A 15,869-nucleotide genomic window follows, 5' to 3' on the forward strand; every position below is an offset into this window, starting at 1 on the left:
GGAATGAAGGAGACCGAGAAGATCGAGATCATGCACTTCGACCAGGAGGGCTACCTCGAGGACGGCAGGAACGTCTACGAGGCCGGCAAGAAGATGACCGCCCTGGCCGACCGCGTGCACGAGGAGGGCTACGACGCCGTCTTCCTGATGGGCGTCGGCGGCACCTGGGACGAGTTCATGCAGCTCGAGTACCTCATGAACAAGTTCGGCGACCGCGACCTCGAGGTCTACCTGATCCACGCCGCCGAGTGGAACGTCATGGGCCACAAGCGCATGACCGACAGGTCCGTCGTGCTGACCGCCTCCGAGTCCGGCACCACCCCCGAGGTGCTCGAGGCCGTCGGCAAGATGAGGGAGATGGGCGTGCGCGTCTTCGCCATGACCAACCCCGAGGGCAAGATCGGCCAGGCCGTGGGCGCCGAGAACTGCGTCATGATGGCCTCCGACCACGGCGCCGGCGGCTGCGAGAAGGGCTACTACCTCGCCGACTGCTTCGGCCTGCGCCTGCTCAACCGCCGCGGCTGCTTCCCCAAGTTCGACCTGTTCATCGAGCAGACGAAGGACGTCTGGAAGGACATGCTCGACATCCGCAAGCGCTTCGAGCCGCGCGCCGAGGAGCTCGCCAGGAAGTACGCGCTGGCCGACTACACCATGTTCATCGGCTCGGGCGCGCTGTGGGGCGAGACCATCCTGTACTCCATGTGCCTGCTCGAGGAGATGCAGTGGAAGCGCATCCGCCACATCACCTCGCACGACTTCTTCCACGGCACGCTCGAGCTGCTCGAGCCCGGCGTCCCGGTGTTCCTGTTCATGGGAGAGGACGAGTGCCGCGCCCTCGACGAGCGCGTCCGCGCCTTCCTCACCAGCGGCGTGACCGGCGACGAGGACTACGTCATCATCGACACCGCCGAGTACGCGATCCCGGGCCTGGACGACGACTTCCGCGTCATCGTGTCGCCGTGGATCCTGTCCGTGCTGACCACCGACCGCCTCGCGCGCAACTACGAGCTGGTCACCAAGCACAACCTCAAGTACCGCCGCTACTACCACCAGTTCGACTACTAATTTCATTTGGGGGAAACCGCAATGAGGCAATACATCTTCGCCAGCCACGCGCATTTTGCGACCGGCATCAAGGAGAGTACCGAGCTGCTCTCGGGCGCGCGCGATAACGTCCACGACCTGTCGATGTTTGTCGACGGCCGCACCGATGTCGCCGAGGAGGCCGCCAAGCTCCTGGCGACCTTCGACCCCGCCGACGACGTAATCGTGTGCACCGACCTGTTTGGCGGCAGCGTCAACAACGAGTTCACCAAGATCGTCCAGACGCGCCCCAACACCTACCTGGTTGCCAACATGAATCTGCCGCTGCTGATCCAGCTGCTCTTTTCGGACCAGGAGGCTCCCGCCGATCAGGTTATCCGCGAGATCCTCGCGGCTGACGACACGCGCGTCAAGTTTGTCAACGACCTGCTGACCGATGCGGATGACGAGGAAGAGTTCTAGTCACCGCCTGCTATTAATGGGGCCGGGTTTCCGGCATGAGACCTTTGGGGGTCAATCATGATTCAACTGCTTCGCGTCGACCATCGTCTGCTTCATGGCCAGGTGGCCGTCTCTTGGGTCCAGGGCTTGGGTTCTGACTGCATCTTCTGCGTTGGCGACAAGGTTGCCAACGATCCCGTCTGGAAGACTACGCTCAAGATGGGAAAGCCGGCCAACGTCAAGCTCGTCATCAAGGACATGGAGCACGCCATCGAGGCCATCAACTCCGGTGTTACCGATAAGTACAAGATGATCATCTGCGTCGCCAGCATCGCCGAGGCCAAGCAGCTTGTCGACGGCTGCCCGCAGATCACCTCCATCAACCTGGGCAACACCAAGTCCAAGGACGAGCAGCGTCCCGATGCCCGTAAGATCTCCCGCCAGATCTTTGTGACTGCTGCCGAGGAAGAGGACATTCGTGAGCTCGTCGGCCGCGGTGTCGAGGTCGAGATTCGCGCTCTGGCCGACGACCCCAAGGTCGATGCCCTAAGCGCCCTCTAATTGAGAACCACGGGCGGCGCGCACGGCGCCGCCCCTATTCGTGGGCGTACCGGATAAACGCTTTACCCGTTACCCCCATCTACCGTTCACCGGGAGTACACGCCCGTTGAGCGATTGGTATTAAATAGTTTTCTCATGACTATATAATTGGTATCAAATCATTTGCACCGGTTTAGGTGTTAACAGCACACCGGTACAAGCTGGATCTGTCTAGGCGATTGTCGGCATGGAAAAGGGCGCGCTGACAAGTCGGGAATCGCCGCGCGGATCCAAGAGGGATCAAAGGGAGGAACAATGCTTGTTCAAGCGATCCTCATCGGACTTATCGCTGCCTTCGGTAAGCTCGATTATCAGCTCGGTACGCTCTATGCGTTCCGCCCGATCGTTCTGTGCCCGCTCGTCGGCATAGTCCTCGGGGACCTGCAGTCCGGCCTCGCCATCGGTGCGAGCCTCGAGCTGCTCTTCATGGGTTCAATCTCCATCGGCGCTTACGTGCCGCCCGATGAGTGTATTGGCGGTGTGCTCGCCTGCGCCTTCGCTATTCAGCTGGGTCAGAGCACCGAGGCCGCTATCGCGCTCGCGATGCCCATCGCCACTCTGTGCCTGGCCATTAAGAACGTCGTCAACGCCGGTATGCCCCTTCTGGTCGACCGTGCCGACGTCTTTGCCAGCAAGGGTAACCTCAAGGGTATCTACGCTATGCACTGGATTATCGGTCTCGTGATTGTCGTCCTGGCCTTTATCCTGTGCTCGGTCTCCTTCTATCTGGGTGCCGACGCCGTTCAGGGCCTGCTCGACTTCATCCCGACGTTCGTCCTCGATGGCTTTGGCGTCGCAGCCAACATCCTGCCTGCCATGGGCTTCGCCATGCTCGGCCGTCTGGTGCTTACCAAGCAGCTCGTGCCGTTCTACTTCCTGGGCTTCCTGCTGTGCTCCTATGCCAACGTGCCCGTCCTCGGCGTCGCCCTGATCGCAATCATCATCGGCATCGACAAGTACGACCTGCTGGGCCTTGGTGGCGCCCAGTCCCAGCTTTCTGTGGAAGGGGATGAGGACGATGACTTCTAATTCCGAGAACCAGATTACTCGCTCCGACCTCATTAAGAGCGCCGTGAACACCGGCGCCCTGGGCATGGAATTCTCCTGGACCTACTACAAGCAGATGAACATTGCCTTCTGCCTGATGGTCGCCAACATGCTCAAGAAGATCTATGCCGGCCGTCCCGATGATTACGCCGAGGCCTTGCACCGTCACAGCGCATTCTTCAACATCACCCCGCAGCTCGCTCCCTTCGTGGGTGGCATCGCGATGGCCATGGAAGAAAAGGTCGCTCGTGGCGAGGTTGAGCCCGAGAGCGTCAACGACATCAAGGCCGCCCTCATGGGTCCGCTTTCCGGCCTGGGTGACTCCTTCTTCCTGTCCACCCTGCGCGTCGTCGCCGCTGCCGTGGGCATCAGCCTGTGCCAGGCCGGCAACGTCTTTGGCCCCATCGCCTTCCTGCTCGTCTACAACATCCCGGCGTTCCTGATTCGTATCTTTGGCGCTATCAAGGGTTATGAGCTAGGCATTGGCTTCCTCGACGAGGCTCAGAAGACCGGCCTGATGCAAAAGATCATGGCCTGCGTCGGCATTGTCGGCGTTATGGTCGTCGGCGCCATGAGCAAGGACATGTTCTGGGCTTCGTTGCCCATCGCCATCGGTCAGGGCGACTCCGCCCAGACTCTCCAGGACATCCTGGACGGCATCATGCCCGGTATGCTCGGTATGGCCGCCTTCTGGCTCTACTACTGGCTGCTCTCCAAGAAGATCAACCCGATGGTCCTGATCCTCTGCACCATGGTCGTGGGCATCATCGGCGCTTACTTTGGCGTGCTTGCCTAATATGTTCGAATCGCGCTTCCATCGCGTCTAACGGTTGCGTCGATCTTTGGGGGGCTTGTCGCATCTGCGGCGGCCCCCTGTTTTTTAAAACTCCGTACGAAAGGGGAGGGCTATGGTCGTACCCGAGCTTTCGCTCATGAACATCAACCATCGTTACTACAGCATCGAGACGTTTTTTAAGGCTGCAGGTGAGGCCGGCTATCGCAATATCGAGCTGTGGACCGGCTCGATGCACCTGTATGTGGATTGCCATGAGCACGATTCGGTGGATAAGATTCGCGATCTTGCCGCCCAATACGGTATCAAGATCGTGTGCGTGTGCCCCGAGCAGAACAACCCCAAGCCGTGGAACGTCGCGGTGCGCGGTGAGGCGGGCCAAAAACGCATCCTCTCGTACTTTAAGAATGTGATCGACGTTGCCGTTGAGTTGGGCGTGCCGCAGATTCTGGTGACGAGTGGTTGGGCCTATCTGGACGAGCCGGCTGAGGACGCCTGGGCCCGCAGCGTTGCCATGCTGCGCTCGGTGTGCGACTACGCCGATACGCGCGGTATTCGCGTCGCGCTCGAGGCCCTGCAGCCATCGGAGTCCGTGTTGGTCAACACCGCACAGGATGTCGCGCGCATCCTCGAGGCGGTCGATCGTCCCAACCTGAAGGCCTGTATCGACTTTGGCGCCATGGAAGTTGCCGGCGACACGATCGACGGCTACTTTGAGGTTTTGGGCGACAAGATCGTTCACACCCACTTTGTAGATGTGGGCGGCGGCACGACGCATCTTGCCTGGGGCGACGGCGAGCGTGATATGCGTGCCGACCTCGAGGCACTCATGCGCCACGGCTATACGGGCTATGTCTCGGCCGAGACGTGTGATGGCCGCTACTATCAGGATCCGTCCAAGGCGACGACTCAGGTTATCGAGATGTATCGCCGTGTGACAGCGGAGATGGAAGCCGAATAACTAAACTGCGCGGTTGCGCCGGAAACGCTTGGGCGGGTCTGGCGCAACGCTTTTATAGCTGGCGAGTTGTGGGGAACCCGTTGGCAGTAGCGCTCGAAATAGACAACTATTGGCGTTGTAATACCACTCGGGCGAGGAAACCGACCGTTCGCCGCAAATCTCCGTGAGTTTGGATTGGTATTAAATAACAAGCAATCGTATGGCTATAATTGGTATCAGCAAGAAGCGCGATGTATAGAATTGCGCACATGTGATGGGAGGACACACATGAAGGAGACCGAGAAGATCGAGATCATGCACTTCGACCAGGAGGGCTACCTCGAGGACGGCAGGAACGTCTACGAGGCCGGCAAGAAGATGACCGCCCTGGCCGACCGCGTGCACGAGGAGGGCTACGACGCCGTCTTCCTGATGGGCGTCGGCGGCACCTGGGACGAGTTCATGCAGCTCGAGTACCTCATGAACAAGTTCGGCGACCGCGACCTCGAGGTCTACCTGATCCACGCCGCCGAGTGGAACGTCATGGGCCACAAGCGCATGACCGACAGGTCCGTCGTGCTGACCGCCTCCGAGTCCGGCACCACCCCCGAGGTGCTCGAGGCCGTCGGCAAGATGAGGGAGATGGGCGTGCGCGTCTTCGCCATGACCAACCCCGAGGGCAAGATCGGCCAGGCCGTGGGCGCCGAGAACTGCGTCATGATGGCCTCCGACCACGGCGCCGGCGGCTGCGAGAAGGGCTACTACCTCGCCGACTGCTTCGGCCTGCGCCTGCTCAACCGCCGCGGCTGCTTCCCCAAGTTCGACCTGTTCATCGAGCAGACGAAGGACGTCTGGAAGGACATGCTCGACATCCGCAAGCGCTTCGAGCCGCGCGCCGAGGAGCTCGCCAGGAAGTACGCGCTGGCCGACTACACCATGTTCATCGGCTCGGGCGCGCTGTGGGGCGAGACCATCCTGTACTCCATGTGCCTGCTCGAGGAGATGCAGTGGAAGCGCATCCGCCACATCACCTCGCACGACTTCTTCCACGGCACGCTCGAGCTGCTCGAGCCCGGCGTCCCGGTGTTCCTGTTCATGGGCGAGGACGAGTGCCGCGCCCTCGACGAGCGCGTCCGCGCCTTCCTCACCAGCGGCGTGACCGGCGACGAGGACTACGTCATCATCGACACCGCCGAGTACGCGATCCCGGGCCTGGACGACGACTTCCGCGTCATCGTGTCGCCCTGGATCCTGTCCGCGCTGACCACCGACCGCCTCGCGCGCAACTACGAGCTGGTCACCAAGCACAACCTCAAGTACCGCCGCTACTACCACCAGTTCGACTACTAAGAGCTGGTCACAGGTCCGATATCTTGGCTGGTTGATATCTCGACCCTACACAAGGGCGTCCGCATTGCGCGGGCGCCCTTTTTGCGTTGCTGCTGGCGCGGGGGTCCGGCGGAAAGTCCATCCCGGAATTTCAGCTCAGAGTGGGATGTGGTTTCCGGATGAGGCCTCCGGCGGAAAATGCATCCCAGTTTTTGGCCGAAAAACGGGACGCGGTTTCCGACTGGCCTGGGGGATCGCCAGATTAAGCTGAGGGCCCGCCCCTATGTTTCCAAATGAATACGGTGTGAGCGGCTGCGACGGATTTTCCCCGCAAACACTCTAGTATGCTAAAGTACCCAGAAGACCGGCGGAGCTATGCCGGTCTTCTGCTCTATGTGAAACACAGCATGAGGAGGCTCACCAGATGACGGCCACACCGTGGGGATTCCGGGATATATTGCCCGAGGAGGCTCAGGCGCGCGAGGAGATTGCGCTGACGGTGAAGGGCTGCTTCAGGGAGCATCATTACCTTCCGGTCGAAACGCCGCTGCTCGAGGACAAGGGTTCACTCGAGGAAGGCGGCCGCATCGCGGACACGCCGTTTAAGCTTTTTGACGATGATGGCCGTCTGCTGGTGGTCCGTCCCGACAACACATTGCCGATCGTGCGTCTGGTCTCGACCCGCATGCGTGCGGCCGACCTGCCCCTGCGCCTGCGCTATGAGGCGCCGGTGGTTCGCGAGTGCCAGCGCAATGCCGGCGGTTCGCGTCAGTTCACCCAGCTGGGCTTTGAGCTTATCGGTGCGGGCGATACCGCGGGCGATGTCGAGATTGTCTCGCTCGTGGCCGAGGCCGTGCGCGAGCTGGCGCTGCCCGATGCGCGCATTATCGCAGGTAGCGTGCGTCCGTTTAAGGAGCTGCTCGCGGCGTGCGAGGATCGCGAGCTGGCCGCCGAGGCCTTGCGCTGCGTGCACGCCAACGACTTTGTGGGCCTCGATGCCCGCGTGGCGGCAAGCGCCGAGTCCGATGCCGTCAAGGCCGCCATTAGCGAGCTGCCGCGCTTGCACGGCGGCGCCGAGGTACTCGACCGCGTCGATGTGCTTCTGGCGGCGGCGGGCATTGTCGCGCCGCTCACGCGCGAGCTGCGCGCCCTGGTCGAGGGCCTGGCTCCCGAGGACGCCCAGGTGCTGTCCTTCGATTTCTCCATCATGAACTCTTTTGATTACTACACGGGCCTGGTTTTTAAGGCCTATGCCGGTGGCCTGCCCGATCCGGTGGGCTCGGGCGGTCGCTACGACTCCATCTTTACCGGTGCGTTCGGCGACGGCATCGAGGTGCCGGCGGCGGGCTTTGCCTTTTCGCTCGAGCGTCTGGAAGCCGCGCGCACCTCGGCCGAGGACGCTGCTTCCGATGGTGACCATGCCGTGGGCCGTGGCGCCGAGGGTCCGCTGCGTATCGCCGTGCCCAAGGGCTCGCTCAAGGCCGATACGCTCGATGTGCTCGAGGCCGCGGGCTTGGACGTCTCTGAGCTGCGCGATCCCGGCCGTCACCTGATCGTGCGTGGTCGCGACACACGTGCCGGCGAGGGCACGGTCGGCGATATCGAATTTGTCATCGTGCGTCCCAGCGACGCGCCCGCTTTTGTGGGCTGCGGCGGTGCCGACTGTGGCATCTGCGGCTGGGACTCGCTTATCGAGGCAGACCTCAACCTGCTGCAGCTGGTCGATCTGGGCTACGGCCTGTGCACCTTTATCGAGGCGGAGCCCGCGTGGCGCGCCGGCCAGGCCGAGCGCAACTATGCCCGCCGTGGGTCGCTTCGCGTGGCCACCAAGTATCCGCGCATCGCGAGTGCCTGGTATGCCGAGCGCGGCGTGAACGCCGACATCGTCTCGCTGCACGGCAACATCGAGCTGGGCCCCATTGTCGGCATGACCGATCGCATCGTGGATATTACCGCCACGGGTGCCACGCTGCGTGACAACGACCTGGTCATCACCGGCCGCATCATGGACTGCACGGCCCGCTTCTTTGTCAATCCGGGTGCTGCGCGCCTTGATCCGCGCGTACGCAATCTGGCAGATCGCCTGGCCGCGGCCGTTAAGGACAAGCATTTTGAGCCCGTCGCGGGCTCGGCACAATAGCGCGAGCGCGCACGGGCGCCCCAACGTACGGGCTGCGGGCCGATTGGCGCCGCCGCCCGGCCTCTCGTTTTTCGAACACAACCTCGACCGATAGGGGATACCGATATGAAGACCATCAAGCTTGCTCCCGGTGAGCGCCTCGTTACCAAGCAGCTCAACCGCAAGGGCGTGCTGCCGCAAAACATCGTCGACGCCGCCCGCGATATCGTGGCCAACGTGCGCGCCAACGGCGATGCCGCGGTGCGCGATTACTGTCAGCGTTTTGACGGCGTTGAGCTGCAGAGCTTCCGTCTGCCGCAAGAGCAGATCGATGCCGCGCTCGAAGGCCTCGATCCGGCCTTTGTCGCCGCGCTCGAGAAGGCCGCGCGCCAGATTCGCGAGTTCCACCAGCGCGAGGTCGAACAGAGCTGGTTTACCACGCGCCCGGACGGCACGATGCTCGGCGTTAAGGTGACCCCGCTCGCGGCGGCTGGCATCTATGTACCGGGCGGTCGCGCGCAATATCCCTCCACGGTGCTCATGAACGCCATTCCCGCCAAGGTTGCCGGCGTCAAGCGCGTGGTTATGGTGACCCCGCCGCAAAAAGACGGCCTGATCAGCCCCTACACGCTCGCCGCGGCAAAGCTCGGCGGCGTGGACGAAATCTATATGGTGGGCGGCGCCCAGGCCGTGGCCGCGCTGGCATACGGTACCGAGACCATTCCGCGTGTCGATAAAATCACCGGTCCGGGCAACGCCTTTGTCGCCGCGGCCAAGCAGATTGTCTCGGGCGACGTGGGAATCGACATGGTCGCTGGCCCCTCCGAGGTCTGCGTACTGGCCGATGCCACGGCCAAGCCCATGGTGGTCGCGGCAGACCTGATGGCCCAGGCCGAGCACGATCCGCTGGCAGCCTGCTATCTGGTGACTTGCGACGAGCAGTTTGCGCGCGAGGTCGAGGCTGGTATCGACATTCTGGTGGCGCAGTCGCCGCGTGCCGAGATCACGCGCGCCTCGCTCGACAGCGAAGGCACCATCGTGGTGGCCGCCGATATGGCTGCCGCCGTCGAGGCCGTGAACACCGTGGCGCCCGAGCACCTGGAGCTGCACTGCAAGGATGCGATGGGCCTGCTTGGCGGCATTCGCAACGCCGGCGCCATCTTTGTGGGCGCTTGGAGCTCCGAGCCGCTTGGCGATTATGTTGCCGGCCCCAACCACACGCTGCCGACCGGCGGCACGGCCATGTTCTCCAACCCGCTTTCGGTCGAAGAGTTCGTTAAGCGCTCGAGCGTCATTTGCTATACGCCCGAGGGCCTGCTCTCCGACGCTCCCGCCACACAACGTCTGGCCGAGGCCGAGGGCCTGTGGGCGCACGCGCTATCCGCCGCTCTGCGTCGCCGTGTGCTGGAGCAGGGCGAGGATGCCGTGAGTGCCGAGTCTCTGGCTGCGGCCGACCTGACCAAGGTCGCCTGGCCGGGCGACGCCGTGGCGACGGTTGCCAAGGGTGTGGACCTGGCTTCCGCTGGCGCGACCGGCGAGGAGGCCTAACATGGCCGAACTCACGCCGCGCATGAAGGAGCTCGTCCAGCCCTACTTGGCCGGTATCGAACCCTACGATCCCGACTTTGCGCCCACGCGCATCAATCTTTCGGCCAACGAGAACACCTATCCCGTGCCGGCTGGCGTGCGCAAGGCGGTCGACGCGGCCCTGGCTGCCACGCCGCTCAACCGCTATCCCGACCCCATGTCCAACGACCTGCGCGATGAGCTTGCTGCCTGGCATGGCGTGGCACGTGAGAATATTTGCGTGGGCAACGGCGGCGACGAGCTGCTCTATAACTACCTGCTGGCGTTTGGCGGCGCGGGACGGACCCTGCTCAACTGCCCGCCGTGCTTTAGCGAGTATGCGTTCTTTGCGTCTCTGTGCCAGACCGAGGTGCGCGACGTGTGGCGTGATCCGACGAGCTTTGAGCTCGACCAGGCAGCCATGCTCGCCGCGGCGCCGGAGTGCAACTTGGCCATCGTGACCTCGCCCAATAACCCCACGGGCGACGTGGCGCCGCTCGACTTTGTCGCGGCCCTGTGCGATGCATGCCCCGGCATGGTCATGGTCGACGAGGCCTACGTTGAGTTTGCGGACGATTCGTTTGGCGCGACTACCACGGCGCAGGGGCTTATCGCCGAGCATCCCAACCTGGTGATTCTGCATACGCTGTCCAAGGCGTTTGGCGCCGCCGGCACGCGTCTGGGCTATGTGATCGCGGCGCCCGAGGTCATCGATGTGTTTGCGGCGATTCGCCAAATCTACTCGGTTAACGTGCTAAGCCAGGCCGCCGCGCTTGCCTGCGTGCGTGCCCGCGATGCGTATGCGCCTGTGGTGGCACAGGTCGCATCCGAGCGCGAGCGCGAGTTGTGTGCCCTGCGTGCAATGGCTGCCGAGGGCATGCCCGTGGAGGCATGGCCGAGCGCGGCGAACTTTGTGCTCGTGCGCACGTCGCATGCCACGCGCGTGCGCGAGCGTCTGCGCGACGAGTATTCGATTTTGGTGCGCGACTTTAGCTACGCGCCGGGGCTCGCGGACTGCCTGCGCATTACCGTGGGCACCCCGCAGGAAAACGACGAGGTGCTGGCTGCGTTTGCCGCGCTGGTGAAGGAGGAGATGTAGATGGACCGCTATGCCGAGGTGACCCGCAAGACGGGCGAGACCGACATTGTCGTAAAGCTCGACCTGGATGGAAGCGGCGTGTGCGATATCTCGACCGGTGTGCCGTTTTTCGACCACATGCTCAACGCTTTTGGCCGCCATGGCCTGTTCGATCTGACGGTGCACGCGGTGGGCGACGTGGAGGTCGATGCGCATCATACCGTCGAGGACACGGGCATTGTGCTGGGCGAGGCGTTTTGCCAGGCGCTGGGCGACAAGGCGGGCATTACACGCTTTGCCGACGCGGCGATCGCCATGGACGAGACACTCGTGATGGCTGCTGTTGATATTTCGGGGCGCGGGCAGGCCTACTGCGAGCTGCCCGTGCCGACCGAGCGCGTGGGCAGCTTCGATACCGAACTGGCCGTCGAGTTCTTCTACGCCTTTGCGCGCGATGCCAAGCTCACGCTGCACGTGCGCGAGCTGGCGGGCGGCAACTCGCATCACATTATCGAGGCCGCCTTTAAGGCCGTGGGTCGCACGATGCGCCACGCCTGCGAGCTCGATCCCCGCGTGCAGGGCATCCCCAGCACCAAGGGATCGCTGTAACCGTCACAAGGGTAAAACCACCACAAAGGGGACAGGCACCTTTGTGGTGGTTTTGGATGATGAGAAGTGGAGGGGTCGCGTGGGCGAACCGAAGATTGTGGTGGTCGACTACCACAAGGGCAACTTGTCGAGCGTCGTGCGCGGGCTTGCGCGCGCCGGTGCCGCCGCCTGCACATCGGACGATCCGGAGCAGATCCGCAACGCCGACGGCCTGGTCATCCCGGGCGTGGGCGCGTTCTATGACGCGATCGCCTTTATGCGTCAGGGCGGCGAGGCGGACGCGGTGCTCGACGCCGTCGCCGCCGGAACTCCGCTGCTCGGCATCTGCCTGGGCCTTCAGCTCTTTTTTGAGCGCGGCAACGAGGGCGTGCCTGCGGACGAGGGCATGGCTGCAGACGGCAGCACCCCTGAGCAGTCTGGCGGCCCCTGGGTCGATGGCCTGGGCATCATGCGCGGTTCGTGTACGCGCTTGGAATCGAGTCGCCTGAAGGTGCCGCACGTGGGCTGGGACCAGGTGCACATGACGCCCGCCGGCGCGGCCGATCCGTTGCTCGCCGGTTTTGCCGAGGGCGCCAACATGTACTTCACCCACAGCTACGCGGTGGCCGACGACGCCGATGCCGCTGATGTTTTGGCGCGCACGCACTACACGCGGAGCTTCCCGTGCATCGCGCGTCATGGCAACGTGTGGGGTTGCCAGTTTCATCCCGAGAAATCCTCCGCGCTTGGTCGGCGCATCCTTAAGAACTTCGTCAACATCGTCGAGGAGGTTGGCCGATGATCCTGTTTCCCGCAATCGATCTGATCGGCGGCAAGGTCGTGCGCTTGGAGCGCGGTGACCGCAGCCGCTGCAAGGTATATTCCGACGACCCCGTGGCCGTTGCCCGCTCGTTTGCCGAGCAGGGCGCAAGCTGGGTGCACGTCGTCGACCTGTCCGCCGTCTTTGGCGAGGATGAGGACGCATGTGCCGCCAACTCGGCGGCGATCAAGGCCATCTGCGGCGTCGACGGTCTGTCCGTAGATGTGGGCGGCGGCGTCCGCTCGCTCGCGCGCATCGACGAGCTGGCAGGCTACGGCGCGCGTCGCATTGCGCTGGGCACCGTGTTGGTGACTGAGCCGGGTTTTGCCGAGGTGGCAGCCCAAGGTTTTGGCGAGCTGTTGGTGGCGGATATTGCCGCGCGCGATGGCCAGGTCAAGGTGAATGGTTGGCGCGACGGCGCGGGCGTGGCACTCGACGATGCCGTGGCACAGCTTTCCGAGCTGGGCTTTAAGCACCTGGTGTATACCGACATCGCGCGCGATGGCATGCAGACGGGCATCGATGTGGCGGCGTATCGCCATGTGGCCGAGGTCGCGGGCTTTTCCGTCGTGGCGTCGGGCGGTATCTCGACGCTCGACGACATCCGCGCGCTCGCCGCGGTGAGCGAGGGCGCTATTGAGGGCGCCATCACCGGTCGCGCGCTCTACGAGGGCAACTTTACACTCGCCCAGGCGCTAGTCGCCGCCCGAGAGGAGGAGTAGCCCATGCTTACCAAACGCGTAATTCCCTGTCTAGACGTCAAGGATGGCCGTGTGGTCAAGGGCGTCAACTTTGTGAGCCTGCGCGATGCGGGCGATCCGGTGGAGCTTGCCCGTGCCTACGACCGCGAGGGTGCAGACGAGGTCGTTTTCCTGGACATAACCGCCACGAGTGACAACCGTGCGACGACCATCGAGATGGCGGCGCATGCGGCCGAGGAGCTCGCCATTCCCTATACCGTGGGCGGCGGCTTTCGCGACCTGGCGGGCATGCGGACCATGGTTGCCGCCGGTGCCGACAAGGTGTCGCTCAACTCTGCCGCCGCGCGCGACCCGTCGCTGATCAGCCAAGCTGCCGCGGCGTTTGGCAGCCAGGCCGTGGTCGTGGCGATCGATGCCAAGCGCGTCGGCCTGCCTGGGCAGCCGGATGCCGACAAGTGGGAGGTTTTTACCGCAGGAGGCCGCAACGCCACGGGTATCGATGCAGTGGCATGGGCCGAGGAGGCGGCTCGTCGCGGCGCCGGCGAGATTCTGCTGACCAGTATGGATCGCGACGGCACCAAGGCTGGCTTTGACCTGGCGCTCACCCGCGCCGTGGCGCGCGCGGTGCCAATCCCCGTCATCGCGAGCGGCGGCGTGGGCACGCTCGAGCATTTTGCCGAGGGCGTGATCGAGGGCGAAGCCGACGCCGTACTGGCGGCCAGCGTCTTTCACTTTGGAACCTTCAGCATTCGCCAGGTGAAGGAGTACATGGCCTCGCAGGGCATCCCTGTCAGGTTGGACTTCTAGCGCTGCGGCTTGCCCAGGCACCGCATCTTGCCGCTCAAACCGTAGCTCGCGTACCAAAGTACGCGTCGCTCCTCTTTCGCGGCAACCTGCGGCACCTGGACAACCCTCGCCGACCTGTGGGGCTTACTGTTATTACTTGGGAGAAATGATGACTGAGGTAGTAGAAGCTGCTGATCTTAAATACGACGCCCGCGGGCTGATTCCCTGTGTGGTTCAGCAGTATGACACCGGTGAGGTGCTTATGGTTGCTTGGATGAATGAGGAATCGGTGGGGCTGACGCTCAAGACCGGCACCACGTGGTTTTGGAGCCGCAGCCGCCAAGAGCTCTGGAACAAGGGCGCGACGAGCGGCAATATGCAGGAGGTCAAGGAACTCTGGGCCGACTGCGATAGCGATACGCTGCTGGTCAAGGTCGACTCGCCGGGTCCGGCCTGCCACACCGGCAACCGTACCTGCTTCTTTAAGAAACTCGCGTAGGGCGGGCGCTCGATTAGACGCTCGGCCACCAGAAAGGATTGAACTATGGGTGTGCGCACCGCAAACGTTCAGGATGGAAATATCGGAGAGACGCTGACAAGTCTGGCCGAGGTGATTCACGGTCGTCGTGATGCATCGCCGCAGGAGAGCTATACCGCGCGTCTGCTGACCGACGTCGAGGACGAGCTGCTCAAGAAGCTTGCCGAGGAGGCGAGCGAGGTGATCATGGCCTGCAAGGATAACGATCACGATCACATCCGCTACGAGGCTGGCGACCTGATCTACCACCTGCTCGTGACGCTCGAGCGCTACGGCATCACCCTCGACGAACTGGCCGGCGAACTCAACGCCCGCCGTCACTAGTCTTAGGCGAGGGGCGTGGACTCCCATTCGCCGGTAGGGTGGGGGATGTCGAAGGTTCGATAGCCGCAGTCGTAGGCGTGGGCTTGCGCTTCGCGGATATTCCAGCAGATGTCGCAGGCGCGGTGCGCGTCCGAGCCAAAGGCGATGGGTACCTCGGCGTGGGCGAAGCAACGCAACAGCCCCGTCGAGGGGTAATAGTCGTCGAGGCCCTTGCGCGATGCGGCCGTCGAGACCTCAATGCGGCGACCCGTATCGTGGGCGCATTCGGCCATCTGCTCCCAAAACGGCGCCGGGTCAAAATCGGGCGCAAAGCCTTCCTTCGAAAAACGCATGACCAGGTCGGGGTGGGCCATCACATCAAAGTTGAGTGAGCTTTCGCAAGCACGGCACCAGTCGTCGACGTAGCGCTCCCACACGCCGAGCACGCCAAGGTTTTCCCAAACGTGCAGGTTGGTGTCGTCGTCGACCCAACCGCAGCGCGAATCGGGTGTATCGGGACGAGCGACGTTTTCCGTTCCCGCCGTGCCCGCGGCGCCGGCCATGATATCGCCTGGGTTGCCAATCCAATGCACGCTGCCCAAGCGCACTATGGCACCCGCGGACCAGCGCTCAACCAAAGGCTCGCAACCTTCGTACCAGTCGCATTCAAAGCCATAGACAAGCTCGAGCTCCGGCGCGATCTGCGCGGCGAGCTTGCGGGCGTCCTCAAATGCCAGGCGATGTGCCGTCAGGTCGCCCTCGACAACTTGCACTTCGCAGTTGGCGTCCATGCTGGCGGGCAGGGTGAGATGGTCGGTCGAGACCATAGCGCGGCAGCCGGCCGCAGCAGCGGCGCGAACGTTGTCCTCAAACGAGGCATGGCCATCCGAAAACGAAGTGTGGGTGTGGCAATCGACCAGCGGGCAGGTGGGCATGGCGACTCCTTTGCATTTGGCGAATCCGCTCCATTGTAATGGCGCAGCTCTCAACACGCCGCGCACGCCGGAGCTCGAAATCGATTGGAAAGGCTGCGCGGCGCCGGTGCGGCCTCGCTTGCTCTCAAAACATGTACATCAGCCTCCAAAAGCTGCAAAAAATGACATGTTTGGAGGCTGATGTACATGTTTGGATAGGGGCGAGGGCGGCGACGGACGAAAGTCACGCCTGTGCCACGTC

At 63.2% G+C, this 15,869-nt stretch carries 17 protein-coding genes; 16 read left to right on the forward strand and 1 reads right to left on the reverse strand.

Going from position 1 to position 15,869, the window contains the following annotated elements; genetic code table 11:
* From PMX70_RS06405 to hisE, 16 genes are all read left to right on the forward strand, one after another.
* On the forward strand, positions 1–1,065 hold a 1,065-nt coding region (locus PMX70_RS06405), incomplete at its 5' end, for an SIS domain-containing protein (RefSeq protein ID WP_271743184.1).
* Positions 1,066–1,086: 21 nt separating this feature from the next.
* The gene (locus PMX70_RS06410) at positions 1,087–1,506 is read left to right on the forward strand and encodes a PTS sugar transporter subunit IIA (protein ID WP_006235880.1); all 420 of its coding nucleotides are present in this window, start codon (positions 1,087–1,089) and stop codon (positions 1,504–1,506) included.
* A gap of 57 nt (positions 1,507–1,563) precedes the next feature.
* Positions 1,564–2,046 carry a PTS sugar transporter subunit IIB gene (locus tag PMX70_RS06415; RefSeq protein WP_055252644.1) on the forward strand — a complete coding sequence of 161 codons (483 nt, stop codon included), beginning with the start codon at positions 1,564–1,566 and terminating at the stop codon, positions 2,044–2,046.
* 294 nt (positions 2,047–2,340) lie between these two features.
* Entirely contained in the window at positions 2,341–3,114 is a 774-nt protein-coding gene (locus PMX70_RS06420) for a PTS mannose/fructose/sorbose/N-acetylgalactosamine transporter subunit IIC (RefSeq protein ID WP_006235882.1), read from the forward strand.
* Positions 3,095–3,928 carry a PTS system mannose/fructose/sorbose family transporter subunit IID gene (locus tag PMX70_RS06425; RefSeq protein ID WP_006235883.1) on the forward strand — a complete coding sequence of 278 codons (834 nt, stop codon included), beginning with the start codon at positions 3,095–3,097 and terminating at the stop codon, positions 3,926–3,928. Before PMX70_RS06420 ends, PMX70_RS06425 begins: the two co-directional genes overlap by 20 nt.
* A 112-nt stretch (positions 3,929–4,040) precedes the next feature.
* On the forward strand, positions 4,041–4,886 hold the full coding sequence (locus PMX70_RS06430; protein WP_117770651.1) for a sugar phosphate isomerase/epimerase family protein: 846 nt from the start codon (positions 4,041–4,043) through the stop codon (positions 4,884–4,886).
* A gap of 267 nt (positions 4,887–5,153) precedes the next feature.
* Positions 5,154–6,215, forward strand: coding sequence for an SIS domain-containing protein (locus tag PMX70_RS06435; RefSeq protein ID WP_215675047.1), 1,062 nt, complete (start codon positions 5,154–5,156; stop codon positions 6,213–6,215).
* A 403-nt stretch (positions 6,216–6,618) separates the two neighbouring features.
* Complete coding sequence (hisG, locus tag PMX70_RS06440; RefSeq protein WP_271743185.1) at positions 6,619–8,334, forward strand: ATP phosphoribosyltransferase; 1,716 nt, start codon at positions 6,619–6,621, stop codon at positions 8,332–8,334.
* 105 nt (positions 8,335–8,439) lie between these two features.
* Positions 8,440–9,861 carry a histidinol dehydrogenase gene (gene hisD, locus PMX70_RS06445; protein WP_271740409.1) on the forward strand — a complete coding sequence of 474 codons (1,422 nt, stop codon included), beginning with the start codon at positions 8,440–8,442 and terminating at the stop codon, positions 9,859–9,861.
* A gap of 1 nt (position 9,862) precedes the next feature.
* Positions 9,863–10,978, forward strand: a complete 1,116-nt coding sequence (gene hisC, locus PMX70_RS06450) for a histidinol-phosphate transaminase (protein WP_271740408.1) — start codon at positions 9,863–9,865, stop codon at positions 10,976–10,978.
* Positions 10,979–11,566, forward strand: a complete 588-nt coding sequence (hisB, locus tag PMX70_RS06455) for an imidazoleglycerol-phosphate dehydratase HisB (RefSeq protein ID WP_117779030.1) — start codon at positions 10,979–10,981, stop codon at positions 11,564–11,566.
* Between the two features lie 79 nt (positions 11,567–11,645).
* Positions 11,646–12,347, forward strand: coding sequence for an imidazole glycerol phosphate synthase subunit HisH (locus PMX70_RS06460; RefSeq protein ID WP_271740407.1), 702 nt, complete (start codon positions 11,646–11,648; stop codon positions 12,345–12,347).
* Positions 12,344–13,087 carry a 1-(5-phosphoribosyl)-5-[(5-phosphoribosylamino)methylideneamino]imidazole-4-carboxamide isomerase gene (locus tag PMX70_RS06465; protein WP_271740406.1) on the forward strand — a complete coding sequence of 248 codons (744 nt, stop codon included), beginning with the start codon at positions 12,344–12,346 and terminating at the stop codon, positions 13,085–13,087. The genes PMX70_RS06460 and PMX70_RS06465 overlap by 4 nt, the downstream gene beginning before the upstream one ends.
* Positions 13,088–13,090: 3 nt before the next feature.
* Positions 13,091–13,873, forward strand: coding sequence for an imidazole glycerol phosphate synthase subunit HisF (gene hisF, locus PMX70_RS06470; RefSeq protein WP_271740405.1), 783 nt, complete (start codon positions 13,091–13,093; stop codon positions 13,871–13,873).
* Between the two features lie 148 nt (positions 13,874–14,021).
* Complete coding sequence (gene hisI / locus PMX70_RS06475) at positions 14,022–14,351, forward strand: phosphoribosyl-AMP cyclohydrolase (RefSeq protein WP_271740404.1); 330 nt, start codon at positions 14,022–14,024, stop codon at positions 14,349–14,351.
* A 45-nt stretch (positions 14,352–14,396) separates the two neighbouring features.
* Entirely contained in the window at positions 14,397–14,714 is a 318-nt protein-coding gene (gene hisE / locus PMX70_RS06480) for a phosphoribosyl-ATP diphosphatase (protein WP_195363443.1), read from the forward strand.
* 2 nt (positions 14,715–14,716) lie between these two features.
* Here the strand turns inward: hisE and PMX70_RS06485 are convergent, their stop codons facing one another.
* The gene (locus PMX70_RS06485; RefSeq protein WP_271740403.1) at positions 14,717–15,628 is read right to left on the reverse strand and encodes a PHP domain-containing protein; all 912 of its coding nucleotides are present in this window, start codon (positions 15,626–15,628) and stop codon (positions 14,717–14,719) included.
* Between the last annotated feature and the right edge of the window lie 241 nt (positions 15,629–15,869).

The organism is Collinsella aerofaciens, from assembly GCF_028206795.1.
Taxonomy (GTDB): domain Bacteria; phylum Actinomycetota; class Coriobacteriia; order Coriobacteriales; family Coriobacteriaceae; genus Collinsella; species Collinsella aerofaciens_AX.

What these genes read in the sequence shown, in the direction of transcription:
- PMX70_RS06410 (WP_006235880.1), top strand. Translation starts at nt 1,087, where the DNA reads ATGAGGCAATACATCTTCGCCAGCCACGCGCATTTTGCGACCGGCATC.
- PMX70_RS06415 (WP_055252644.1), top strand. Translation starts at nt 1,564, where the DNA reads ATGATTCAACTGCTTCGCGTCGACCATCGTCTGCTTCATGGCCAGGTG.
- PMX70_RS06420 (WP_006235882.1), top strand. Translation starts at nt 2,341, where the DNA reads ATGCTTGTTCAAGCGATCCTCATCGGACTTATCGCTGCCTTCGGTAAG.
- PMX70_RS06425 (WP_006235883.1), top strand. Translation starts at nt 3,095, where the DNA reads ATGAGGACGATGACTTCTAATTCCGAGAACCAGATTACTCGCTCCGAC.
- PMX70_RS06430 (WP_117770651.1), top strand. Translation starts at nt 4,041, where the DNA reads ATGGTCGTACCCGAGCTTTCGCTCATGAACATCAACCATCGTTACTAC.
- PMX70_RS06435 (WP_215675047.1), top strand. Translation starts at nt 5,154, where the DNA reads ATGAAGGAGACCGAGAAGATCGAGATCATGCACTTCGACCAGGAGGGC.
- hisG (WP_271743185.1), top strand. Translation starts at nt 6,619, where the DNA reads ATGACGGCCACACCGTGGGGATTCCGGGATATATTGCCCGAGGAGGCT.
- hisD (WP_271740409.1), top strand. Translation starts at nt 8,440, where the DNA reads ATGAAGACCATCAAGCTTGCTCCCGGTGAGCGCCTCGTTACCAAGCAG.
- hisC (WP_271740408.1), top strand. Translation starts at nt 9,863, where the DNA reads ATGGCCGAACTCACGCCGCGCATGAAGGAGCTCGTCCAGCCCTACTTG.
- hisB (WP_117779030.1), top strand. Translation starts at nt 10,979, where the DNA reads ATGGACCGCTATGCCGAGGTGACCCGCAAGACGGGCGAGACCGACATT.
- PMX70_RS06465 (WP_271740406.1), top strand. Translation starts at nt 12,344, where the DNA reads ATGATCCTGTTTCCCGCAATCGATCTGATCGGCGGCAAGGTCGTGCGC.
- hisF (WP_271740405.1), top strand. Translation starts at nt 13,091, where the DNA reads ATGCTTACCAAACGCGTAATTCCCTGTCTAGACGTCAAGGATGGCCGT.
- hisI (WP_271740404.1), top strand. Translation starts at nt 14,022, where the DNA reads ATGACTGAGGTAGTAGAAGCTGCTGATCTTAAATACGACGCCCGCGGG.
- hisE (WP_195363443.1), top strand. Translation starts at nt 14,397, where the DNA reads ATGGGTGTGCGCACCGCAAACGTTCAGGATGGAAATATCGGAGAGACG.
- PMX70_RS06485 (WP_271740403.1), bottom strand. Translation starts at nt 15,628, where the DNA reads ATGCCCACCTGCCCGCTGGTCGATTGCCACACCCACACTTCGTTTTCG.